Source organism: Rhodobacter capsulatus (assembly GCF_052363175.1).
Taxonomy (GTDB): Bacteria; Pseudomonadota; Alphaproteobacteria; order Rhodobacterales; family Rhodobacteraceae; genus Rhodobacter; species Rhodobacter capsulatus_D.
Genome location: NZ_CP198946.1, coordinates 1 through 21,829, shown reverse-complemented (window position 1 = coordinate 21,829; position 21,829 = coordinate 1). Strand labels below are relative to the sequence as shown.

At 63.2% G+C, this 21,829-nt stretch carries 18 protein-coding genes; 4 read left to right on the top strand and 14 right to left on the bottom strand.

The features are described 5' to 3' along the window. Nucleotides 1–6 precede the first annotated feature (6 nt). Genes ACTTAI_RS00850 through xylA form a run of 4 tightly spaced genes read left to right on the top strand, consistent with a single transcriptional unit; the run spans nt 7 to nt 4,788 of the window. Nucleotides 7–1,296: a sugar ABC transporter permease gene (locus ACTTAI_RS00850; protein ID WP_444453536.1), complete on the top strand. Its 1,290-nt coding sequence runs from the start codon at nt 7–9 to the stop codon at nt 1,294–1,296. Then, complete coding sequence (locus tag ACTTAI_RS00845) at nt 1,293–2,054, top strand: ATP-binding cassette domain-containing protein (protein WP_444453534.1); 762 nt, start codon at nt 1,293–1,295, stop codon at nt 2,052–2,054. Before ACTTAI_RS00850 ends, ACTTAI_RS00845 begins: the two co-directional genes overlap by 4 nt. After that, on the top strand, nt 2,054–3,490 hold the full coding sequence (gene xylB / locus ACTTAI_RS00840) for a xylulokinase (RefSeq protein WP_444453532.1): 1,437 nt from the start codon (nt 2,054–2,056) through the stop codon (nt 3,488–3,490). The genes ACTTAI_RS00845 and xylB overlap by 1 nt, the downstream gene beginning before the upstream one ends. Beyond that, on the top strand, nt 3,487–4,788 hold the full coding sequence (gene xylA / locus ACTTAI_RS00835; RefSeq protein ID WP_444453530.1) for a xylose isomerase: 1,302 nt from the start codon (nt 3,487–3,489) through the stop codon (nt 4,786–4,788). Before xylB ends, xylA begins: the two co-directional genes overlap by 4 nt. A gap of 45 nt (nt 4,789–4,833) precedes the next feature. Here the strand turns inward: xylA and ACTTAI_RS00830 are convergent, their stop codons facing one another. The 14 genes from ACTTAI_RS00830 to dnaA all read right to left on the bottom strand — a co-directional run bounded on the left by ACTTAI_RS00830 (nt 4,834) and on the right by dnaA (nt 21,484). Then, complete coding sequence (locus ACTTAI_RS00830) at nt 4,834–5,970, bottom strand: ABC transporter permease (RefSeq protein WP_444453529.1); 1,137 nt, start codon at nt 5,968–5,970, stop codon at nt 4,834–4,836. Further along, entirely contained in the window at nt 5,967–6,884 is a 918-nt protein-coding gene (locus ACTTAI_RS00825) for an ABC transporter ATP-binding protein (RefSeq protein ID WP_444453527.1), read from the bottom strand. Before ACTTAI_RS00825 ends, ACTTAI_RS00830 begins: the two co-directional genes overlap by 4 nt. Beyond that, on the bottom strand, nt 6,881–7,828 hold the full coding sequence (locus ACTTAI_RS00820; protein ID WP_444453525.1) for an HlyD family secretion protein: 948 nt from the start codon (nt 7,826–7,828) through the stop codon (nt 6,881–6,883). The genes ACTTAI_RS00825 and ACTTAI_RS00820 overlap by 4 nt, the downstream gene beginning before the upstream one ends. Then, nucleotides 7,825–8,493: a CerR family C-terminal domain-containing protein gene (locus tag ACTTAI_RS00815; RefSeq protein WP_444453523.1), complete on the bottom strand. Its 669-nt coding sequence runs from the start codon at nt 8,491–8,493 to the stop codon at nt 7,825–7,827. Before ACTTAI_RS00815 ends, ACTTAI_RS00820 begins: the two co-directional genes overlap by 4 nt. A 125-nt stretch (nt 8,494–8,618) precedes the next feature. Further along, on the bottom strand, nt 8,619–9,716 hold the full coding sequence (locus ACTTAI_RS00810; RefSeq protein ID WP_444453522.1) for a flagellar basal body P-ring protein FlgI: 1,098 nt from the start codon (nt 9,714–9,716) through the stop codon (nt 8,619–8,621). After that, nucleotides 9,716–10,729, bottom strand: a complete 1,014-nt coding sequence (locus tag ACTTAI_RS00805; protein ID WP_444453520.1) for a flagellin — start codon at nt 10,727–10,729, stop codon at nt 9,716–9,718. The genes ACTTAI_RS00810 and ACTTAI_RS00805 overlap by 1 nt, the downstream gene beginning before the upstream one ends. 1 nt (nt 10,730) lies before the next feature. Next, nucleotides 10,731–12,212: a flagellar hook-associated protein FlgK gene (gene flgK / locus ACTTAI_RS00800; protein WP_444453518.1), complete on the bottom strand. Its 1,482-nt coding sequence runs from the start codon at nt 12,210–12,212 to the stop codon at nt 10,731–10,733. 31 nt (nt 12,213–12,243) lie between these two features. Continuing rightward, nucleotides 12,244–13,605 carry a flagellar hook protein FlgE gene (locus ACTTAI_RS00795; RefSeq protein WP_444453517.1) on the bottom strand — a complete coding sequence of 454 codons (1,362 nt, stop codon included), beginning with the start codon at nt 13,603–13,605 and terminating at the stop codon, nt 12,244–12,246. A gap of 107 nt (nt 13,606–13,712) precedes the next feature. Further along, nucleotides 13,713–14,564 carry a flagellar motor protein MotB gene (locus ACTTAI_RS00790; protein WP_444453516.1) on the bottom strand — a complete coding sequence of 284 codons (852 nt, stop codon included), beginning with the start codon at nt 14,562–14,564 and terminating at the stop codon, nt 13,713–13,715. A 97-nt stretch (nt 14,565–14,661) separates the two neighbouring features. Further along, nucleotides 14,662–15,216, bottom strand: a complete 555-nt coding sequence (locus ACTTAI_RS00785; RefSeq protein ID WP_444453514.1) for a flavin reductase family protein — start codon at nt 15,214–15,216, stop codon at nt 14,662–14,664. A gap of 33 nt (nt 15,217–15,249) precedes the next feature. Next, the gene (gene gyrB / locus ACTTAI_RS00780) at nt 15,250–17,700 is read right to left on the bottom strand and encodes a DNA topoisomerase (ATP-hydrolyzing) subunit B (protein WP_444453512.1); all 2,451 of its coding nucleotides are present in this window, start codon (nt 17,698–17,700) and stop codon (nt 15,250–15,252) included. 81 nt (nt 17,701–17,781) lie between these two features. Beyond that, nucleotides 17,782–18,840, bottom strand: a complete 1,059-nt coding sequence (gene recF, locus ACTTAI_RS00775) for a DNA replication/repair protein RecF (RefSeq protein ID WP_444453510.1) — start codon at nt 18,838–18,840, stop codon at nt 17,782–17,784. A 46-nt stretch (nt 18,841–18,886) separates the two neighbouring features. Further along, entirely contained in the window at nt 18,887–20,005 is a 1,119-nt protein-coding gene (gene dnaN, locus ACTTAI_RS00770; protein ID WP_444453509.1) for a DNA polymerase III subunit beta, read from the bottom strand. Between the two features lie 102 nt (nt 20,006–20,107). Then, nucleotides 20,108–21,484: a chromosomal replication initiator protein DnaA gene (gene dnaA, locus ACTTAI_RS00765; protein ID WP_444453508.1), complete on the bottom strand. Its 1,377-nt coding sequence runs from the start codon at nt 21,482–21,484 to the stop codon at nt 20,108–20,110. Between the last annotated feature and the right edge of the window lie 345 nt (nt 21,485–21,829).

Genomic DNA, 21,829 nt, shown 5'->3' with positions numbered 1-21,829 from the left:
CACCCCATGAACACTCCGGCCCCGCAGGACGGCGGTCAAAAGCGCTCGCTTTTGCAATCGCTCGAGGTGGATACACGGCTTCTGGGCATGATCGGCGCCTTCGTCGTGATCTGCCTTGTCTTCAACGTGATCACCGAAGGGCGCTTCCTGACGCCCCGCAACATCTTCAACCTGTCGATCCAGACCGTTTCCGTGGCGATCATGGCCACCGGCATGGTCTTCGTGATCGTCACCCGGCACATCGACCTTTCGGTGGGCGCCGTGCTGGCCATCTGTTCCTCGGTGATGGGGGTGATGCAGGTGCAGCTGCTGCCGCAGCTGTTCGGCATCGGCCATCCGCTGGTGATGCCGCTCACCGTGATTGCGGGTCTTCTGACCGGCGCCGCGATCGGCGCGCTGAACGGCTGGCTCGTCGGCTATCAACGGATTCCGGCCTTCATCGTGACGCTGGGCGGGCTGCTGATCTGGCGCAACGTGGGCTGGTACCTGACCGATGGGCAGACGCTTGGGCCGCTCGATCAGACCTTCATGCTGTTTGGCGGTGTCGAGGGCACGGTGGGCTCGGCCCTCTCATGGGGGCTGGCGATTCTCTTCTCCATTCTTTCGGTTTTCGGGCTTTGGCGCGCACGTCAGGCGAAGATCCGGCATGAATTCCCGGTGAAGCCGATATGGGCCGAGGGCGCGCTGATGGCCGCCTCGGTTGCGGCGATCCTCGGCTTTGTCGCGATCCTGAACAGCTATGCGATCCCGGTCGGCCGTCTGAAACGCGAATTCGAGTCGCGCGGCGAGGTCTTGCCCGAGGGGTACGTCGATTACTTCGGTCTGCCGATTTCGGTGCTGATGCTGATCGTCATCGTTGTCGTGATGACGCTCGTCGCCCGCAAGACCCGCTTTGGCCGCTACATCTTCGCCGCCGGGGGCAACCCGGATGCTGCCGAACTTTCGGGCATCAACACCCGGATGCTGACGGTCAAGATCTTCACCCTGATGGGCGTTCTCTGCGCGATCTCGGCGATGGTGGCGCAAGCGCGTCTGGCCAACCACACGAACGACATCGGCTCGCTTGATGAATTGCGCGTCATCGCCGCGGCGGTGATTGGCGGCACGGCTTTGGCCGGTGGTATCGGCACGATTTATGGCGCCGTTCTGGGCGCGGTGATCATGCAAACGCTGCAATCGGGCATGGCGATGGTCGGCGTCGATGCGCCGTTCCAGAACATCGTCGTCGGGGGCGTGCTGGTTCTCGCCGTCTGGATCGACATCCAATACCGCAAGCGCACGGGGGAAAAGGTATGAGCCATCGCGGAACCCCTCTGGTCGAGATGCGCGACATCTCGATCGCCTTCGGCGGCATCAAGGCGGTGGATCATGTGACCATCGACCTTTACCCGGGCGAGGTGGTCGGTCTGCTGGGCCATAACGGCGCTGGCAAATCGACCCTGATCAAGTGCCTGTCGGGCGCTTACCAAATGGATAGCGGCGCCATCTATATCAACGGCGAAAAGGCCGAGATCCGCAATCCGCGCGATGCCCGCGCCTATAACATCGAGACGATCTATCAGACGCTGGCGCTGGCGGACAACCTTGATGCGGCCTCGAACCTGTTCCTGGGCCGCGAGCTGGTGACGCCCTTCGGCTTTGTCGACGATGCGCAGATGGAGGCCGAGACCCGCAAGATCATGGGGCGGCTCAATCCGAACTTCCGCAAGTTCAAGGAGCCGGTGAAGGCGCTCTCGGGCGGGCAGCGGCAGTCGGTGGCGATCGCGCGGGCGGTCTATTTCAACGCGCGTATCCTGATCATGGACGAGCCCACCGCCGCGCTGGGCCCGCATGAAACCCAGATGGTGGCGGAACTGATCGAAGAGCTGAAGGCGCAGGGTTTGGGCATCTTCCTGATCGAGCATGACATTCACAACGTCATGCGGCTGTGCGACCGCGCTTCGGTGATGAAGAACGGCCAGCTGGTCGGCACGGTCAAGGTGAACGAGGTCACCGACGAGGATATCCTCGGCATGATCATTCTTGGCAAGAAGCCCGAGGGGGTGGCCTGCTGATGTATCTCGGTTTGGATCTGGGCACCTCCGGGCTCAAGGGCATCCTGATCGACGCTGATCAGAAGGTTCTGGCCGAGGCGACGGCCCCCCTGACCGTGTCCCGCCCGCATGAGGGCTGGTCGGAACAGGCGCCTGCCGACTGGATCGGCGCGGCGGAAAAGGTGCTGGCCGAGCTGTCGGGCTTCGGTCTGGGTCAGCTGCGCGGGATCGGGCTGTCGGGGCAGATGCACGGGGCGACGCTGATCGATGAGTCGGATGACGTGCTGCGGCCCTGCATCCTTTGGAACGACACCCGCAGCCATGTGGAAGCTGCCGAACTCGATGCGAACCCGATCTTCCGGCGGCTCTCGGGCAACATCGTCTTTCCGGGCTTCACCGCGCCGAAGCTGTGCTGGGTGGCGCGGCATGAACCCGAGATTTTCGCCCGCGTGGCGAAGGTGCTGTTGCCGAAAGACTATCTGCGGCTTTGGCTGACCGGCGAGCATGTGGCGGAAATGTCCGATGCGGCGGGGACCTCGTGGCTTGATGTCGGCCGCCGCGACTGGTCCGAGGAATTGCTGAAAGCCTCGGGGATGCGCCGCGATCAGATGCCGCGTCTGGTCGAGGGCTCCGAGGTTTCGGGCCAGATCAGAGCCGAATTGGCCGAGCGGTTCGGGATGCCCGCCGGTGTCGTCGTGGCCGGGGGCGGGGGCGATAACGCTGCCTCGGGCATCGGCGTTGGTGTGGTGAAGGCCGGTCAGGCGTTTGTCAGCCTTGGCACCTCGGGCGTGCTCTTTGCCGCGAATGACGGCTATCAGCCCGATGCCGCGACGGCCGTGCACACATTCTGCCACGCGCTGCCGGGAACCTGGCATCAGATGGGGGTGATCCTGGCCGCGACCGATGCGCTGAACTGGTTTTCGCGTATCGCGGGGGCCTCGCCCAAGGATCTGACTTCGGGTCTTGGTGCGCTTCAGGCGCCCGGAAAGACCCGATTCCTGCCCTATCTGGGCGGCGAGCGCACGCCTTTGAACGATGCCGCGATCCGCGGCGCCTTCATCGGCCTTGAACATGCGACCGACCGCGCGGCCGCGACGCGGGCGGTTCTGGAAGGCGTGACCTTTGCCATCCGCGATTGCCGCGATGCCTTGGCCGCGACCGGGACGCAGATTGACAGCCTGCTGGCCGTCGGCGGGGGCTCGAAATCGGCTTACTGGTGTCAGGCGATTGCCACGGCGCTGGGCACGCCGGTGTCCTTGCCGGTGGCGGGGGATTTCGGCGGGGCCTTTGGCGCCGCGCGACTGGCCGTGATGGCCGCCACCGGGGCCGGGGCCGAAGTGGCCTCGCAACCGGTGATTTCAGCCGTGATAGAGCCTGTTTCGGCGCTGTCGGCGGCATTCGACGAAGGCCATGCCCGCTACCGCGCGGCACAGGCCGCAATCCGGGGACTGACATGACCGACTTCTTCAAGGGTATTCCGCAAATCCGCTACGAGGGCCCGAATTCCACCAATGAATTCGCCTTCCGGCACTACAACCCCACGGAAGTGGTGATGGGCAAGACGATGGCCGAGCATCTGCGCTTTGCCATTGCCTGGTGGCACAGCTTCGCCTGGCCGGGCGGCGACCCCTTCGGTGGCCAGACCTTCGAGCGGCCGTGGTTCGGCGACACGCTCGATCTGGCGAAGCTGAAGGCCGATGTCGCCTTCGAGATGTTCGATATTCTCGGCGCGCCGTTCTTCTGCTTCCACGACGCCGACATCCGTCCCGAGGGCAAGGATTTCGCGGAAAACACCCGCAACCTTGAAACCATCGTCGATTACATCGGCGAGAAGATGGCGGGATCGCAGACGAAACTGCTCTGGGGTACGGCGAACCTGTTCAGCCATCGCCGCTTCATGTCGGGTGCCGCGACGAACCCCGACCCGGAGGTCTTTGCCTGGTCGGCGGCGACGGTGAAGACCTGCATGGATGCCACCCACAAGCTGGGCGGTCAGAACTATGTGCTTTGGGGCGGTCGCGAAGGCTACGAGACGCTTCTGAACACCGATCTGACCCGCGAGGCGGAGCATGCCGGGCGCTTCCTGCAGATGGTCGTCGACTACAAGCACAAGATCGGCTTCAAGGGCACGATCCTGATCGAGCCGAAACCGCAGGAGCCGTCGAAGCACCAATATGACTACGATGTGGCGACGGTCTACGGCTTCCTGAAACGCTTCGGGCTGGAAAACGAGGTGAAGCTGAACATCGAACAGGGTCACGCGATCCTGGCCGGGCACAGCTTCGAGCATGAACTGGCGCTGGCGGCCAGCCTTGGCATCCTTGGGTCGATCGACATGAACCGCAACGATTACCAATCGGGCTGGGACACCGACCAGTTCCCGGATTCGGTGCCGGAAATGGCGCGGGCCTATTACGAAGTGCTGAAAGCGGGCGGGTTCACCACCGGCGGCACCAACTTCGACGCCAAGATCCGCCGTCAGTCTATCGACCCGGAAGATCTGATCCTCGGCCATGTCGGCGCGATGGACGTTTGCGCCCGGGCGCTGAAGGCTGCTGCCGCGCTTTTGGAAGATGGCGGGCTCGAAGCGAACCGCAACGCGCGCTATGCGGGCTGGGACAAGCCCGAGGCGAAAGCGATGCTCGGCTCGGATCTGGCCAGCATCGAGGCGCTGGTGCGGGCCAAGGGCATCAACCCGCAGCCGAAATCCGGGCGGCAAGAGCGGCTCGAAAATCTCTGGAACCGGTTCGTCTGAACCTTGGAAGGGCCGCGCAAGCGGCCCTTTTCAATCGCCCCGCCGTCAATCCAGCGTCTGCCGGAACCGGCTCAGCGCCAGAAGCGAGAAGAAGACCGCAAAGCCCGTCAGCGTCAGCAGCGGTTGCGCGATGTCGGCCAAAGTCGCCCCCTTCAGCATCACCCCGCGAATGAGCCGCAGGAAATGCGTCAAGGGCAGCGTTTCCCCGATCCACTGCGCCCAGGTCGGCATGCCGCGAAACGGGAACATGAAGCCCGAAAGCAGGATCGAGGGCAGAAAGTAAAAGAAGGTCAGCTGCATTGCCTGCATCTGCGTGCGGGCCAAGGTGGAAAACACATAGCCCAGCACCACCAGCGCCATCACGAAAACGAGCACCCCAAGCATCAAAAGCCACAGGCTGCCGACGAAGGGCACGCCGAAGATCGTCTTGGCCGCCGTCAGCACCACCATGACCTGCACCGCGCCGACGACGAAGAACGGCAGCACCTTGCCCAGCATCACCTCGATCGGCGTAACTGGCATCGAAAGCAGGTTTTCCATCGTGCCGCGCTCGACCTCGCGCGTCAGCGCCATCGCGGTCATCATCACCATCGTCATCTGCAAGATCACGCCCAGAAGCCCGGGGACGATGTTGTATTGCGTGAGGCCCTCGGGGTTGTAACGGCGGTGCACGACGACCTCGAGCTTTTGCGCCGCGCTTGCTTCGGCTTCGGCTTCGGTGCCGCTTTCGCGCAAAAGCGCTTGCGCGGCGACGGTGCCAAGCGTGCCGATGGCGCCCGAGGCAACGGCGGGATCGGTGGCATCTGCCTCGATCAATATCTGCGGATGCTCGCCGCGCATGACCTTGCGGCCGAAATCAGAGGGCACAGTGACGACGAAACTGACCTGTCCGGTGGCGATCAGCCGCTCGCCCTCGGCGACACTGACTTGCGGATGGGTGAAGCGGTAATAGCCGGTCAGTTCCAGCGCAGAAACCAGCGCCCGGGAATAGCGGTCCTGTGCCGGGGCGACCAGGGCGGCGGGCAGGCCCTTCGGGTCGTTGTTGATCGCGAACCCGAACAGCATCAGCTGCATCAAGGGCACGCCCAGCATCATCGCAAAGGTGATGCGGTCACGGCGCATCTGCACCGCTTCCTTGCGGATGATGGTCAGAAGGCGGCGGAGAGACAGAAAGTTGGTCATGACATGTTGTCCGTCGATGCGCCCATGAGCTGGATGAACACGTCTTCAAGGCTGGTTTCGGCCTCGATCACGCTGGCGCCGGTGGCGGTGGCGACCTCGGTTGCGGCGCGGCGGAGCGCTGGGCCGTCGCGGCCGATCACATGCAGGTCCGACCCCCAATGCGCCACCTGATCGACGCCCGGCTGCCCGGCCAGCCGCTCTTGTGCCTCGGCGGTGCGGCCGCCGCGCAGGATCACGGTCACAAGACCGGCCGCCGCGATCACCTCGGCCACCGTGCCCTGGGAAATCAGCTTGCCGTAAGAGATGTAATTGATGCGATGGCAGCGTTCCGCCTCGTCCATGTAATGGGTCGAGACGAGGACGGTGAGGCCGGTGGCGGCGCGGGCATGGATTTCGTCCCAGAATTCGCGCCGGGCTTTCGGATCGACGCCCGCGGTGGGTTCGTCGAGCATCAGCAGTTTCGGGCGGTGCATGATGCAGGCGGCCAGCGCCAGGCGTTGCTTCCAGCCGCCCGAGAGCGATCCGGCCAGTTGCGCGCGGCGGCTGGTCAGGCCGAGATCCTCCAACGTGTCGGGGACGGCACTGCCGGGCAGGCCATAGACGCCCGCGACGAAGCTCAGGTTTTCGGCGATGGTCAGGTCTTCGTAAAAGCTGAAACGCTGGGTCATATAACCGACCTCGCGCTTGATGGCGGATTGGTTTCGTAAGATGTCGTGGCCAAGTACCCGGCCAGATCCTGCATCTGGGGTCAGCAAGCCGCACATCATCCGGATCGTCGTAGTCTTGCCCGAGCCGTTCGGCCCCAGAAAGCCGACGATCTCGCCCGGTTGCACGGTGATCGAGACCCGGTCCACCACCGTTCGACTGCCGAACCGCTTCGTCAGCTCGGTCACGGCAATGGCGGGTGCGGTCATTTGCTGGCCTCGGCCAGACTGACATCGACGATCTGACCGGGTTTCAGCCCGGCGTCGCCCTCCGGGCGGGCCTCGACCATGAAGACGAGCTTCTGCCGGTTTTGCAGCGAGTAGATCACCGGGGGGGTAAACTCCGGCCCGTCGGAGACATAGGACACGGTGGCGCTCAGCCCCGGGGCGCAGCCGTCGCAATGCACCTCGAGCCGGGTTCCGGCCTGCACCTGCGCCACCTGCGCTTCGGGCACATAAAGCCGCAGCTTCACCGCGCCATCGGGCAGCATCGTCAGCACCGGTGCAGTCGGCCCCGAAATCTCGCCCGGCCGTCGCAGCAGATCCGAGATCACCCCGTCGCTCGGTGCGGTCAGCTTGCGTTTCTCGAGCACCCAGTTCGCCTGTTCGAGCGTCGCCTGACCAGCGCGGACGGCGGCCTCGGCGGCGGTGATTTCGGCCTGACGGGCGGGCAGACGGGCGACGGCCAGATTGGCCTCGATCTCGGCCACCTTCGCCTGTGCGACGGTCAGTGCGGTCTGCGCATCCTCGCGCTGGGCCGAGGTCGCCGCACCGCGGGCTTCCAGCGCCGCAAGCCGCAGGGCGGTGCGTTCGGACTCGGTCGCCTGCGCCTTGGCCGAAGCGAGCGAGGCCTCGATCACCCGGATTTCCTCGGGTCGTTTGCCTTCACGCAGGTTTTGCAGTTGGCTTTCCGCCTGCGCCAAAGCTGCGGTCGCCTGTTCGACGGCAATCCGCGCATCGCGGTCTTCCTGTTCGGCCAGCGGCTCCCCCGCCCGCACCCGCTGCCCACGCGCGACGGAAAGATGGGCCAGTTCCGCCACCGAGACCGGTGCGATCAGCACATGCTCGCCTTCGACATATCCGGTCGCAAGCGGGGCGGGCGCGGCGCAGCTACTCAACAGCGCGGCGATCAGGGGAAGCGCGCACAGGGTCATTTCGGGAACCTCCGTCTGGCCGCGATCAAGTCTTTGAGATTGGCTTTCAGCACCGCGACGATCTTCGACGCTTCCTCGGGGCCGATGTCGGCCCAACCCATGCGGCGGGTGACGATGGCGGTGCCGATGCGGAAATAGACGATCTGGCCGATGATGCTGAAAACGAAGATCTTTACCGCTTCGGCATCGGGATCTTCGCCCGTCGCCCGCGCCCAGATCCGACACAACCTTTGATGCGCAGGGCCGATCATTGCGTTGAAAATGACGTCGACCCCCGGTCCGCCATCGGCAATTTCGCGCAGGACGAAAGCCACGAGCGGTCTCATCTCTGCCGATCCTATCAGCTGGCTCGCGAGGCGGTCGATCAAGGCCAGAAGCAGGTCTTCTGCCGCATGGGGGCCAGTGGGTTCCTGCGTGATCAGGTTTCCGACCAGCGCGCCGACACGGGTGGCGAAAGCCTCGGCGCAGGCGATGCGCAATCCGGCCTTGCCACCGAAATGATAGGAGATCGAGGCGATATTGGTTTTTGCGGCGGCCGCGATTTCGCGGGTCGAGGTGGCGTCGAAGCCCTTGCGTCCGAAAATCTCAAGGGCCGCGGCGACCAGTGCCCCGGCGGTTCCCTCGGGTCTCGTGCCCGAGTCGGTCATGTCGCGTTCGTCGCTCATGCCTGCAGAATTCAATCGATCGTTTGAAAGGTCAAACGCGAAGTCTCGTAACGGCCAAATTCGGAGCAGATAAAGAAAAGGGCGCGCAGGGAAGGTGCGCCCGATGACAAATTGATGTTCCGGGTTCAGTTTACCAGAAACTCGGCATGAAGCGCCCCGGCAGAGTTGATGCTTTTCAGGATGTCGATCATGTCGCGCGGGCTGACACCCAGGGCATTCAGACCGGCCACAACATCGGAGAGCGAACTTGTCTCACCGACTTCGGCCATCTTCAGCCCCGCGCCTTGCTGGATCGACGCCTCGGTCCGGGGAACGACGACAGTCTCGCCGCGCGCGAAGGGGTTTGGTTGCACAGCCAGCGGTTTTTCCTGAACCCGCAGTGTCAGGTTGCCCTGACTGACAGCGACGCGCGAAATCCGCACATCCTCGCCCATGACGATGGTCCCCGATCGCTGATCGACGACGACGCGTGCACGCTGCTCGGGCTCGACGGTCAGGTTTTCCAGTCGTTCCAGCACATGGGCGGCCGAGCGCATATTGGCATTGGCGATGCTGACGGAAACGGTCCCTGAATCCTCCATTGCGGCAATACGGGCGCCAAATTCACTGTTGATCGCCTTTTCGATTCGGGCTGCCGTGGTGAAGTCCGGCGTCCGAAGCGCCAACCGCACGTCAGACAGGCTGTCGAGCTTGAAGCCGATCTCGCGTTCCACATGGGCCCCCGAGGGGATCGTGCCCGAGGTCGGCACCCCCTGCACGACCGAAGCAGCAGCCCCCTGAGCGGAGACCCCGCCCGCGATCACGGCACCTTGCGCGACGGCATAAATCTCGCCATCGGCGGCATTGAGCGGAGTCATGACGAGCGTTCCGCCCAGAAGGCTCTTGGCGTCGCCGATCGCCGAAACGGTGACGTCAATCTTGGCCCCGGCGCGCGCGAAGGGCGGCAGCGAGGCTGTCACCATGACCGCGGCGACGTTCTTGGGCCGGAATTGCTCGCCGGTAACGTTAACGCCGAGGCGCTCCAAGATATTTGACATGATCTCTTCGGTGAAAGGGGCGTTGCGGATGCCGTCGCCGGTTCCGTTCAAGCCGACGACGAGCCCGTAGCCCACGAGATCGTTGCCACGGACGCCATCGAAGTCGACGAGATCCTTGATGCGGATCGGCGATGCTACGCAGATCGTCGGCAGCAGAAGCATCAGCAGGAAAGCGGCGATTTTCATCAGAGATAATCCGTCAGGGAGAGTTTCGTCAGACGTGACGTCAGGGTGTAAAGTGTTTCCATTTGCGTTTGTGCAGCCTCAAGCGCGGTCGCACTTTCGTAATCGTCGACACCGACCAAGTCTTTGCGGGCAATGCCAAGCGCCGTTTTCTGCGCCGAGTTCCGGGTTTGAGCATCCGTGATGATGCTCTCAACCGTCCCAAGTTCCGACCTCAGGTCGGTGATTTCTCGCTCGCCCGCGGTGATACGTTCGCCCGCGGCCCTGATCAGCAAGGCACGCGTTTCGGTATCACTTGGCACCAGATCGCGTGCGACGAGTGTGGCGAGGGCGAAGCCCTTCAGGCTGTCCCGAATTGTCTGATCGGCTGCGGTGATCTTCAGTTGCGCCGTGTCTGTTTCGGATACCCGTACCGAGGCCAGGCTGTCGTCGCTTCCAAGATAGGCCTGATCCAGAAAACCGCCATTGCCCGAGGCGGCGTCGAACCAGTCATCGACGGCATTGGCGATGTCTTCCGCCGCAATCAGTCCAGAAATGGCGGTTTCGAGTCCAGAAATGATCGTATCCGCTGAGGCAACAGGCTTCGTGTCGGTGGTGGTGCCGGAGAAGACATAGCGTCCCGCGACACTGATATTCAGGGCGTCGATCACGGAGGAAAACCGCTCGGCGGCCGTCTGTGCCCCGGAGTCGATCATGCCGGAGGAGCCGCTGTAGGACGAAGACACAAGAGTTGGGCCGATTGTCTGGGCGTGCCCCTGAATCGTTTCGAGCGCGTTTTGCTGAGTGCTTGCGACAAGAGTCGTCTCTTCGGCAACCTGCTTGAACGTGTCGCTGCGGGCGAGCGAGTGGTCGATGGCTGCCAACGCAGTGAAGTCGCCGCCGACCGCCGCGCCGAGATCCTGACTGATACCCGTGACCATCTCGTCCGAAAGACGCGAGATCGTCGACTTCAGCTGCACGTTGTGACGCCGCATCTGATAAGTTTGCGACATGTCGCCGACAGAGATGTATTTCATGTCAGATATCCAGAAGTTCTTGCAGCATCGCGTCTATGGTCTGAACGACCTTTGCGTTGGCGGCATAGGCCTTCTCCACGACGAGAAGGGTTTGCATTTCGTAATCCGTGTCGACGCCATCGGCGAGCGACATCTCTTTCAGCGTTTCCTGACGCGCAGTGGTATAGCCTTGAGTGAGTTCGGCAGATTGCCTGCCCGATGACGCGTAGGACAGAAGATCGGAGGCCAGACCAGAAGAGCTGCGCAGCGCGGAACCGAAATCCCCCGAAGCGGGGGCCGATGCTTTGGACAAGGCGCCGGAGAGGGCGTTCAGAATCGTTGCATCGCCGATTGCACCCTGAGATCCGGCCATGAGACCGTCCCGCAGATGCCAGACGGCGCCACCCTGTTCTGGATCGACGATTGCGTTCAGCCTCAGCCGACCAGCCAGGCCAACCTCTTTGGAGGGATCGAGTGCGGTTCCGTCACTCGCGAATTCGAAGGCGTCACCGCGATCGGTGAACAACCCGGGGTCAGTCGAACTTAGAGTCGTGTCGACAGACGAATCCTGGAACCTGTTCACAAGATCCATGGCAAAGGCATCAAGTTGGCTCTGCGCCTCCGGGGCAAGCTCGTCCCGAACAGCAAATGCGGCGCCAAGGGTTCCGCCGCCCAGGGGACCATCATCCGCGGTAGACACGGAAACACCATTGATCGTGATCCCGCTCAGTTCCCCCGAGGAGAGGCTGTAACTCGCCTGCATCACACCAGCCCCATCGAAATCGAGGTGGGCAGCCGTGCCATCAAGCAAGATCGCCCCGCCGCTGGTAAAAAGCGAGATCTGGTTGTTGTCGCGCTGCACGACCCGGATCGGAACGATTTCGGAGATCTGGTTCACCAGCGATTGGCGTTCGTCCATCAGTCCGGCAGCATCGTTGCCGATGGAAATCTGGGTCGTGATCGTCCGGTTCAATTCTTCCAGCTGTGACAGAGTCTGGTTCAGGGTCTGGACCTGTTTGCCGATCGACTTGTCGGCGGTCAGTCGTGTTGCCTGAATATCATCGGAAATGGAATTGACTTTGCTGACGACCGTTGCGGCCGCCTTGACGGTCGCCGTCAGTCGGGGAGTGCTATCGGGCATGCTACCGGCTGTCTGCAACGCGTTCTCGAATTCGGACATCGTGGCAGAAAGCGATCCGGCTGTTTCCGGATCGCCAATCTGCGTTTCAAGACGGTTGTAGAAATCGGTCTTGGCGGTGGAGTTCGCCGAAGCCGCATCGGCCAGCATCAGGTCTTGTGTCACAACCTGATTCACCACGCGGTTCACCCCGACAATACTGACGCCGCCCCCCGTTCCGCCCAAGGTCTGCGAGCTGAGCGAAAGTTCGCGGCGCGCGTAGCCCTCGGTCATCGCATTGGCGATGTTGGAAGAGACGACCTCTGCCATCCGAGATGATGCCGTCAGACCCGAACGGGCGAAGTTGAAGGCACTAGCGATGCTCATGGGTCATCTCCTCCTAAGGCGTTCATCAGGCTCAGCGCTTGATGTTCGTCGTCTCCTGAAGCATTTCATCGACGGTCTGGATGACCTTCGCGTTCGACGAATAGGCGCGTTGGGTCTGGATCAGGTTCGTCAGCTCTGTCGCAACGTCAACGGCGGAGCCTTCACGGGCATAGCCCTTGATGGCGCCGGTCGGGCCGTCGCCCGCGTTCCAGAGATAGAACGACCCTGAGGTGGACGAGACCTGGAAGGTCTGGTTGTCGAGCGCATTCAGGCCGTTGATGTTCGCGACGTCGACGAGCGGAACCTGGTAGACGGTACGGATGAAGCCCGTGTCATAGGTCGCTTTGATATACCCGTTTTCATCGATTTCGACCGAGGTCAGGTTGCCCACTGGCGACCCATCCTTGCTGATCGACGTGGGCGCGAAATCGGACGCCAGTTGAGTCAGACCATTCGTATCGCCCTGCTTGCCGATGGTGACGGTGATGTCCTGCAGCCCGTCGGCCAAGGCAAAGCCCGCAGCATCGGTGAAGTTGAGCGTACCTTCGGTCGAGTCCCAGGTCGGGCCCGCCACCGTGGTGACATTGGCCAGCGTGCCGCCGTTGGTGCCCGTGTTGTCGAATTCGAGCGTATATTCCCCTACGATCCCCGCGCCAAGACCGGTCGGGTTCCCCGTGGTGGCCGAGTCGGTGATTCGCATCGTCCAGGTGTTCGTATTCGGATCGCCGTCATTCGCCGGCAAAGTCGGGGTAAACGAGACCGTCAGCGTATTCGAGTTTCCAAGGTTGCCGAAATACTCGATTGTCGAGGTCTGGGTTTCGCCGCCTGCCCCATAGGCGGTTTCGTCCGCAGGCAGGTTGATCCCCCAGTTCATCGTCGTCGTCGGATCGCCCGCGGTCTGGTTGGCGTTGATCACGACCGGCTCGAGCCCCGAGACGGTATCGCGCGCATTGACCGGAATCGTGCCATCGGCAAGCGCAGGCCAGCCCAGCAAAACCAGACCGGAATCGGTGCGCAGCACGCCATCTTCGTCGGTATGGAAAGACCCGGTCGATGTCATGGTCAACGGTTGATTGCCCAGCCCCCCTTCAAGGGCCGAGGTGTTGGCCACCGGCAGGAAGCCCCGGCCCGAGATCGCGATGTCCATCGCGTTCGAGGTCGAAACCAGAGATCCGCGTTCGTCGATCAGCCGTCCCGAAGACGCCCGGACGCCGCCCGCAGAATAGGTGCCCGCGCTGCGCGTCTGCGTCAGGACCATGCTTTCGAAATCCGCCGTCGCCCGCTTGTAGCCGTATGTGCCCGAGTTGGCGATGTTGTCGGAAATCGTTGCCAATCGCGTTGAGTTGGCCGAAAGACCGGCCACACCCGCGTTGAGCGAAGAAGAAATGGACATAAGAGCGCCTTTCTGCTGCTGCGTCCTCGATCGAAGTCCACACTGCCGCAGTCGCCGTTAAGATCGGCCTAACGCGTAAAATACGTCCGATTTCTTCTTCGTTCGTTTCAGCGCCCGTTGCGCAGCAAGATCAACTCGAGCCTGTTGTTGCGCACCGACATCGGCGTATCGACTGCGTGTTTGCGGTCGGCAAATCCGGAAACCCGTTCCACCCGCGCCGGATCGAAACCCGCTTTTTCCATTAGCTCACGCATCGTCTGGGCCCGCGACGAGGACAGATCCCAGACCGGATTCGCCCGCAGCATCGACGGATAGGAACGTGTATGCCCATTGATTGCGATGTTGTTCTTGGCGAGCCCGAAAACCCGGTTCAGCATGCCGGCAATCTCGCCCAGAATCGGCTCCGGCTCGGCGGTTTCGGGGGCAAAGAGCGGCTCGTCTTCAAGATCGAAGAATTCGACGATCAGCCCTTCATCCGTCACTTTCGTCACGATGTGCCGGGCCATCTGCTCGCTGACCATCGATTCGCCCGAGGTCGCAGAGAGCGCCTTTTCGATTTCCTTGGCCATCCGGTCGAACTCGGCCTGATCGGGTTTTTGCTGCTCCTTGACGGTGCCGCTGTCGCCCCGGGCCTGCCGTTCTTCGGTCGGCGCTTGCCCCGAAGCCCCGGTTCCGTTCTGTGCCACCTGATCTTCGGAAAAGACGGAATCGCCGCCAAAGGCGCCTTCGCCGCCGCCCGAGATCCGGTTGATCGGAATCGTCGGGTTGAAGTAATCCGCAATCCCCTTGCGTTGCTTTTCTGTTGTCGCGTTCAACAGCCACATCAGCAGAAAGAAGGCCATCATGGCAGTGACGAAGTCGGCATAGGCAACTTTCCACGCCCCACCGTGGTGCCCGCCGCCCCCGACGACCTTCTTGCGCTTGATGATGACTGGTGCGACACCATCGTGTGCGCCCATTCCCACCACCTCAATTTCACCCGCGACAAGAGATAGCAGCCGCCACTTAAGGCGGCCTTAACGGCTAAAATCCCAAGCAATCATGAGGGGTTCCGGGTCAGCTTCCGGGGGTGAACCCGCCAAAGCCGCCGCCAAAGAAGCACAAAGGCCCGCCTTCGCGCTGCAGGTCGAAACGGGTGACACGGCCGATGATGATGGTGTGATCGCCGCCCTCGTGCAGGGCCTCGGTCACGCAGTCGAATCGTGCCAGCGTCTCGGGAAGCACTGGCACGCCCTCGCCATTGCGGGCGAGTGTCAGCCCCTCGAACCCGGGACCCGAACGCGAGAATCGCGAGGTCAGATCGCGTTGCACCTCGGATAAAATGTGAATGGCGAACGCGGGCGCCGAGGTGAAATGGCGGTGCCGCATCGAGCTGCGCGCCGCCGACCACAACACCAGCGGCGGATCGAGCGAAACCGAAGCAAAGGAATTGACGACGATGGCGATCGGATTGCCATCATCGACATCGCAGGCGGTGACCAACGCTACCCCGGTCGCAAAGCGGCCAAGCGCATCGCGCAAAAGCCGCGGGTCCGCCGGATCGGGCCGGTGGCCTTTGGCCAGATCTTCGGCCGTGCGGATCGCAGCGTCGATCCTGTCGCTCTCGCTCATGATCTTCCCCTTCCGTCCCGGCCCGAACAGGCCTCAGAAATCGAGGTTTTCCACGCTCAGCGCGTTTTGCTGGATGAATTCGCGTCGCGGTTCCACCACATCGCCCATCAGCTTCGAGAAGATGTCCTCGGCCTCGGCCACATCATCGACGCGCACCTGCAACAGCGTCCGCGCCGCCGGATCGAGCGTGGTTTCCCACAGTTGCTCCGGGTTCATCTCTCCCAGACCCTTGTAGCGTTGCAGCGTCAGGCCCTTTTCGCCCTCTTGCAGGATCGCCGTCAGCAGATCGAGCGGCCCATAGATGAATTGCTCGCGGTCCTTGCGGACCAGGCGGGCTGGGGCGCGGTAGCTTTCCTGCAGGCTCGTGGTGAATTGCGACAGCCGCCGCGCCTCGCCCGAGCGCAGCACCGGGCCATCAAGTGTGCGCACCTCTTCGACGCCGCGCAGAATGCGCGACATCCGCAGCCCGTGATCCTGCGTCGGCCGCCCCATCCAGCCGCGTTCATATTCGAGCGCAATCAGGTCGAGCCGCGCCGAAAGCTCGTCGGCCACGCCCTGCGCATCGGCGTCGATCCGGCCGGGCAGAAGCGCCCCGGCGATCGCCGCCTGTTCGAGAATGCGCTGCGGGTAATGCGTCGGGAAGGCTTGCAGGATGCGACGGATCTGCCGGGCTTCCTCGACCAGACGGGTCAGGTCGGCGCCAATGATGTCGGTGCCGTCGCCCAGCCGCAGGATCGCCCCTTCGACGCCTTGATGCACAAGGTAATCTTCCAGGGCAGCCTGATCCTTCAGGTAAACTTCGGATTTGCCGCGGGCAACTTTGTAAAGCGGCGGCTGCGCAATATACAGATAGCCATGCTCGATCAGCTCCGGCATCTGCCGGAAGAAGAAGGTCAGAAGCAGCGTGCGGATGTGTGCGCCATCGACGTCGGCATCGGTCATGATGACGATCTTGTGGTAGCGCAGCTTCGCGATGTTGAACTCGTCGCGCCCGATCCCGGTGCCCAGCGCGGTGATCAGCGTGCCGATCTGATCCGAGGACAGCATCCGGTCGAACCGCGCCCGCTCCACGTTCAGGATCTTGCCCCGCAGCGGCAGCACGGCCTGATTTTTCCGTTCGCGCCCCTGCTTGGCCGAGCCACCGGCCGAATCCCCTTCGACCAGGAAGACTTCGCTCAGCGCGGGGTCTTTTTCCTGACAATCGGCCAGCTTGCCGGGCAGGCTGGCCACATCCATCGCGGTCTTGCGGCGGGTCAGTTCCCGGGCCTTGCGGGCGGCTTCCCGTGCCAGCGCGGCTTCGATGATCTTGCCGACGATGCCCTTGGCCTCGGTCGGGTGTTCCTCGAACCACTCGGACAGCTTCTCGTTCACCAGATTCTCGACCGCCGGACGGACCTCGGAGGACACCAGCTTGTCCTTGGTCTGGCTGGAGAATTTCGGATCGGGCACTTTCACCGACAAAACGCAGGTCAGGCCTTCGCGGGCGTCATCGCCGGTGAAATCGACCTTTTCGCGCTTCGCGATGCCGCTGTCTTGCGCGTATTTCGTGATCGTGCGGGTCAGCGCGCCGCGGAAGCCCGCAAGGTGGGTGCCGCCGTCGCGCTGGGGAATGTTGTTGGTGAAGGGCAGCACGGTCTCGTGGTAGCTGTCGTTCCACCACATTGCCACTTCGACGCCGATGCCGCGGACCTCGCCGACCATGTAGATCGGCTCGGGCATCACCGCGGTTTTCGAGCGGTCGAGGTATTTGACGAATTCGCGCACGCCACCGTCGTAATGCAGCTCGCTGCGCAGGGGCTCGGCGGGGCGTTCGTCTTCCAGAATGATCCGCACGCCCGAGTTCAGGAAGGCCAGTTCCCGCAACCGGGTTTCGAGCGTCTTGAAGACGTAATCGAGGTTCGAAAACGTCCCCTCGGGGTCGTTGGTTTTCGACGAGGCCATGAACCGGACCTCGGTGCCCTTTTCGCCGGGCGCATCGCCGATTTCGTGGACATGGACCACGCAATCGCCTTTTTCGAAGCGGGCAAAATAGACCTTGTCGTTCCGCCAGACCTTCAGTTCCAGCCAATCCGAGAGCGCGTTCACCACGGACACGCCGACGCCGTGCAGACCGCCCGAGACCTTGTAGGCGTTGCCGCCCTCGTCGGTATTGTTAAATTTGCCGCCCGCATGCAGCTGGGTCATGATGACCTCGGCCGCCGAGACGCCCTCTTCGGGGTGGATGTCGACCGGAATCCCCCGGCCGTTGTCGCGCACCGAAACCGAGCTGTCGGCGTGGATCTTCACCGCCACATAATTTGCGTGGCCCGCGAGGGCCTCGTCGATGCCGTTGTCGACGACCTCATAGACCATGTGATGCAGGCCCGAGCCGTCGTCGGTGTCGCCGATATACATGCCGGGGCGTTTGCGCACCGCTTCGAGGCCTTTCAGGACCTTGATCGACTCCGCGCCATATTCGGCTTTGTTCTTCGGGGTTTCGGTCATCCGCGCCTATCCTGCTGATCGTTGCGGACTTATAGAGTTTCGGGCAGGCAATGTCACGCCTTGGCCACAATATTCAGCGTTTCAGGGGCTGCTTTCCACCAGTTCCGAGGTTCCTGCGACCTCGGTCACCTGCCAATACCGCCCGCGGTCGCCAAGGGAGTCGAAAAGCTCGGCCCCGGTGCCGGTCATCAGCACCTGCGCGGGCAGGGCGCAGATTTCGTCATAGAGCGCTGCCCGCCGCCCGGCATCCAGATGCGCCGCCACCTCATCCAGCAGCAGCACGGTATTTTCTCCGGCAAGCGCCCGGGCATTGGCCAGAAGCAGCGAAATCAGCAGCGCCTTTTGCTCGCCGGTCGAGCATTGATCGGCCGGGATCGCCTTTTCCGCATAGACGGCGGTCAGATCGACCCTATGCGGGCCCTCCAGCGTCCGCCCCGCGGCCATGTCGCGGCGCCGCCCCTCGGCCAAAGCGGTGGTCAGATCCTCCGGCCCTTCGGCGGTCAGACCCAGATCGGCGGCCGGAAAAGCCGTCGCCGCGCCCCGCTGCGCCGTCGCAATCTGCGCCAAGGCCTGGCGCCGATGCGCGTTCATCAGGGCGCCTGCCTCGGCCATCCGGGCCTCCAACGCGCCATACCAGGCGGCATCGCGGATCTCGTCCTTCAAAAGCCGGTTGCGTTCGCGCATCGCCTTTTCATAGGCCAGCACGGCCTCGGCATGGGTCGGAAAGAACGACAGCGTCATCCGGTCCAGAAACCGCCGCCGCCCCTCGGCGGCTTCGATCCAGAGCCGATCCATCGCGGGCACCAGCCACAGCACGCGCAAAAGCCGCCCCAAGGCGACTTGCGCAGCAGCCTTGCCGTCGATCAGCACCTCGCGCGACGATCCGGGCAGGGCCGAGGTCTCGATCTCGTAATCCGACAGCGTCGCACGGATCTTCCAGCCGACCTGTTCCTGCCGCCGGATCAATTCCTCGGCCGAAGCGCGGCGCAGCCCCCGCCCGGGCGAGAGCAGCGACACCGCCTCCAGCACCGAAGTCTTGCCCGCGCCGTTCGGCCCATAAAGCGCCACAGGCCGGGTATCGACCGACAGAACCGCACGCCGATGCGAGCGGAACTGCAACAAGGTCAGATCCCGCAGCATCGCGGCCCTGCTTTTTCTTGGTCCAAATACGCCCTTGCCGCCTGCGTCACACGCGCATCGGCATCACGACATAGACCGCCGAGGTGTCATTGCCCTCGCGCATCAGCGTCGGATCGCCCGAGGAGTTGAACAGGAAGACGGCGTTTTCGCGGTCCACCTGCGACGCGATCTCCAGCAGGTATTTCGCGTTGAAGCCGATCTCCAGCCGCTCGTCGCCATAGGCCACGGCCAGCTCTTCCTCGGCCGCGCCCGCATCGGGGGCATTGACCGAAAGGACCAGCCGGTCCTCGTCCAGGCTCAGCTTCACCGCGCGCGAACGTTCCGAAGACACGGTCGCCACACGGTCGACGGCCTTCGCAAACTCGGCCGCGTCGACTTCCAGACGCCGGGTGTTCCCCATCGGAATGACGCGGGTGTAATCGGGGAACGTCCCGTCGATCACCTTCGAGGTGAGCGTGATTGCCGGCGTCGCGAAGCGCACCTTGGTTTCCGAGACCGAGACCGCAATCTGCGCCTCGTCGTCATCGAGCAACTTGCGCAGCTCGTTCACCGTCTTGCGCGGCACGATCACGCCCGGCATGCCGTTTGCCCCTTCGGGCAGGGCCGCGTCGATCCGCGCCAGCCGGTGCCCGTCGGTCGCGACGCAGCGCAGGGCAGGACCCTCTTCGCCCGTCGCCACATGCATGTAGACGCCGTTCAGGTAATAGCGCGTCTCCTCGGTCGAGATCGCGAATTTCGACTTGTCGAAGAGCCGTTTCAGCACGCCCGCCTTGGCGGCGAAATTCGCGGTATATTCCGACGACGCCATCACCGGGAAATCCTCGCGCGGCAGCGTCGCCAGGTTGAAGCTCGAGCGTCCGGCCATGACGGACAACCGCCCCGCCGCCGCATCATCCGAGAGCTGCACCAGCGACCCGTCGGGCAGCTTGCGCACGATCTCATGCAGCATCACCGCCGAAACCGTGGTCGCCCCCGCGCGTTCGACCTGCGCCGGAGCCTTGTCCACCACCTCGATATCCAGATCGGTGGCGCGGAAGGACACGGTCGAGCCCTCGGCCTCGATCAGCACGTTGGCCAGGATCGGAATGGTGTTGCGCCGCTCGACAACCGACTGGGCCTGAGACACCGCCTTGAGAAGGGCGGCGCGTTCGATGCTGATCTTCATATCCATTCCTCACCGGTTTCCGGGGGCGGCAAGGTAACACGCCGCCGCGCCGGAACAAGATTTTTCCGGACATTCCGCCGCTTTGCGCGGGGCGTCAAGGGTTCAGGATTCCATCAGCCGCTTCAGCAGCCCGATATCCTCGGCCAGTTGCCGATCGGTCGCCATAAGTTCGTCGATCTTGCGGATGCCATGCATGATCGTGGTGTGATCGCGGCCCCCGAACCGACGCCCGATTTCGGGCAGCGAACGGGTGGTCAGATGCTTCGACAGATACATCGCCACCTGCCGCGGACGGGCGATGGTGCGCAGACGCTTCGGCCCGATCATGTCCGACAGACGGACGTTGTAATGCTCGGCCACCTTGCGTTGAATCTCCTCGATCGTCACGCGACGGTCAGACGCGCGCAGGATATCGGCCAGACATTCCTGCGCCAGATCGAGGGTGATTTCCCGACCGACGAGCGAGGCAAAGGCGAACAGCCGCGTCAGCGCGCCTTCGAGCACGCGGACGTTGGTGGTGATCCGATGCGCGAGGAATTCAAGCACGCCCGAGGCCACGACGACCCCCGGGTTGCGGGCAGCATAGGCCTCGGTTTTGGTTTGCAGGATGCCCAGACGCAGTTCGTAATCGGTCGGATGCAGGTCGACGACGAGCCCGCATTGCAGGCGGCTTTTGATCCGCTCCTCGAGATCCTTGATCTCGCCCGGCGCGCGGTCGGCGGAAATCACGATCTGCTTGCCCTGATCGACCAAGGCGTTGAAGGTGTGGAAGAATTCTTCCTGCGTGCTGTCCTTGCCGGCGATGAATTGCACGTCATCGACCATCAGCACATCGACCGAGCGGAACAGCTCCTTGAAATCCATGATCTGACGGTCGCGCAGCGCCTGCACGAAGCGGTACATGAACTGCTCGGCCGAGAGATACAGCACGCGCAGCTCGCCATGCTGGGTTTGCAGATCATGCGCGATGGCGTGCATCAGGTGGGTCTTCCCGAGCCCGACGCCGCCATAGAGAAACAGCGGGTTGAAGGTGACCGGGCCGCCTTCGGCCACGCGGCGCGCGGCGGCATGGGCGAGCTCGTTCGGCTTGCCGACGACAAAGCTGTCAAAGGTGAAGCGGGCGTCGAGCGGCGCCCCGGGAAGCTCCTGCTCATCCATTGCGCGCAGGGTCCGGCGTGGGGCGGCCGGTGCCTTTTCTGCGACGGGGCGGGTTTCGACCGGCGGCGCAACCGGGCGGCCTTCCGGCACGCGGATCGCGACGCGTTCGGCGGCAACGCCGGAATTGCGCAGCTCGCGCAGAATCGGCTCGCCATAGTTGCGCGACACCCAGTCGCACATGAATTTCGTGGGCGCTTCGAAAGAGACGATGCCGTCCGACAGGTCGATCAGCTGAAGGGGCGCGATCCAGGTGTTGAAGTTGGTCCGGCCGACCGTCCTTTGTAGCTCATTGCACACCTGCCCCCAGAGTTCGTTCGTCATGTCTTTTTCCATCGCTTTTCATACCGACACTCGTCACCGACACGGGTCCACCTTGCGGTGGGGCGGGAATGAAGACATGCCGAACCACCCGGATAACCCGGTGGCGGCATCACCTGCCAAACCGGAGCATCTGCTCCCATTTGAAACGGATCACACCCTCAGCGTCGAAGCTTGCGGCTTCTTATGGTGCGGCAGCAACTTGGCCCCGCTTCGACCTTTCGGATGCGTCTTGTCCCCCAAGACGACGTGAATCGCCTGCTGACGCTAGCAAGCGGGCGAGGGCTTCTGCAACCGAACTTCGCGCTTGACGCCTACTTTCCCCAAATCGAATCTGCGCCCCCCTTG

Bases quoted from the DNA above. Each gene is read 5' to 3' on its own strand.
- ACTTAI_RS00850 (WP_444453536.1), top strand. From the start codon at position 7: ATGAACACTCCGGCCCCGCAGGACGGCGGTCAAAAGCGCTCGCTTTTG.
- ACTTAI_RS00845 (WP_444453534.1), top strand. From the start codon at position 1,293: ATGAGCCATCGCGGAACCCCTCTGGTCGAGATGCGCGACATCTCGATC.
- xylB (WP_444453532.1), top strand. From the start codon at position 2,054: ATGTATCTCGGTTTGGATCTGGGCACCTCCGGGCTCAAGGGCATCCTG.
- xylA (WP_444453530.1), top strand. From the start codon at position 3,487: ATGACCGACTTCTTCAAGGGTATTCCGCAAATCCGCTACGAGGGCCCG.
- ACTTAI_RS00830 (WP_444453529.1), bottom strand. From the start codon at position 5,970: ATGACCAACTTTCTGTCTCTCCGCCGCCTTCTGACCATCATCCGCAAG.
- ACTTAI_RS00825 (WP_444453527.1), bottom strand. From the start codon at position 6,884: ATGACCGCACCCGCCATTGCCGTGACCGAGCTGACGAAGCGGTTCGGC.
- ACTTAI_RS00820 (WP_444453525.1), bottom strand. From the start codon at position 7,828: ATGACCCTGTGCGCGCTTCCCCTGATCGCCGCGCTGTTGAGTAGCTGC.
- ACTTAI_RS00815 (WP_444453523.1), bottom strand. From the start codon at position 8,493: ATGAGCGACGAACGCGACATGACCGACTCGGGCACGAGACCCGAGGGA.
- ACTTAI_RS00810 (WP_444453522.1), bottom strand. From the start codon at position 9,716: ATGAAAATCGCCGCTTTCCTGCTGATGCTTCTGCTGCCGACGATCTGC.
- ACTTAI_RS00805 (WP_444453520.1), bottom strand. From the start codon at position 10,729: ATGAAATACATCTCTGTCGGCGACATGTCGCAAACTTATCAGATGCGG.
- flgK (WP_444453518.1), bottom strand. From the start codon at position 12,212: ATGAGCATCGCTAGTGCCTTCAACTTCGCCCGTTCGGGTCTGACGGCA.
- ACTTAI_RS00795 (WP_444453517.1), bottom strand. From the start codon at position 13,605: ATGTCCATTTCTTCTTCGCTCAACGCGGGTGTGGCCGGTCTTTCGGCC.
- ACTTAI_RS00790 (WP_444453516.1), bottom strand. From the start codon at position 14,564: ATGGGCGCACACGATGGTGTCGCACCAGTCATCATCAAGCGCAAGAAG.
- ACTTAI_RS00785 (WP_444453514.1), bottom strand. From the start codon at position 15,216: ATGAGCGAGAGCGACAGGATCGACGCTGCGATCCGCACGGCCGAAGAT.
- gyrB (WP_444453512.1), bottom strand. From the start codon at position 17,700: ATGACCGAAACCCCGAAGAACAAAGCCGAATATGGCGCGGAGTCGATC.
- recF (WP_444453510.1), bottom strand. From the start codon at position 18,840: ATGCTGCGGGATCTGACCTTGTTGCAGTTCCGCTCGCATCGGCGTGCG.
- dnaN (WP_444453509.1), bottom strand. From the start codon at position 20,005: ATGAAGATCAGCATCGAACGCGCCGCCCTTCTCAAGGCGGTGTCTCAG.
- dnaA (WP_444453508.1), bottom strand. From the start codon at position 21,484: ATGACGAACGAACTCTGGGGGCAGGTGTGCAATGAGCTACAAAGGACG.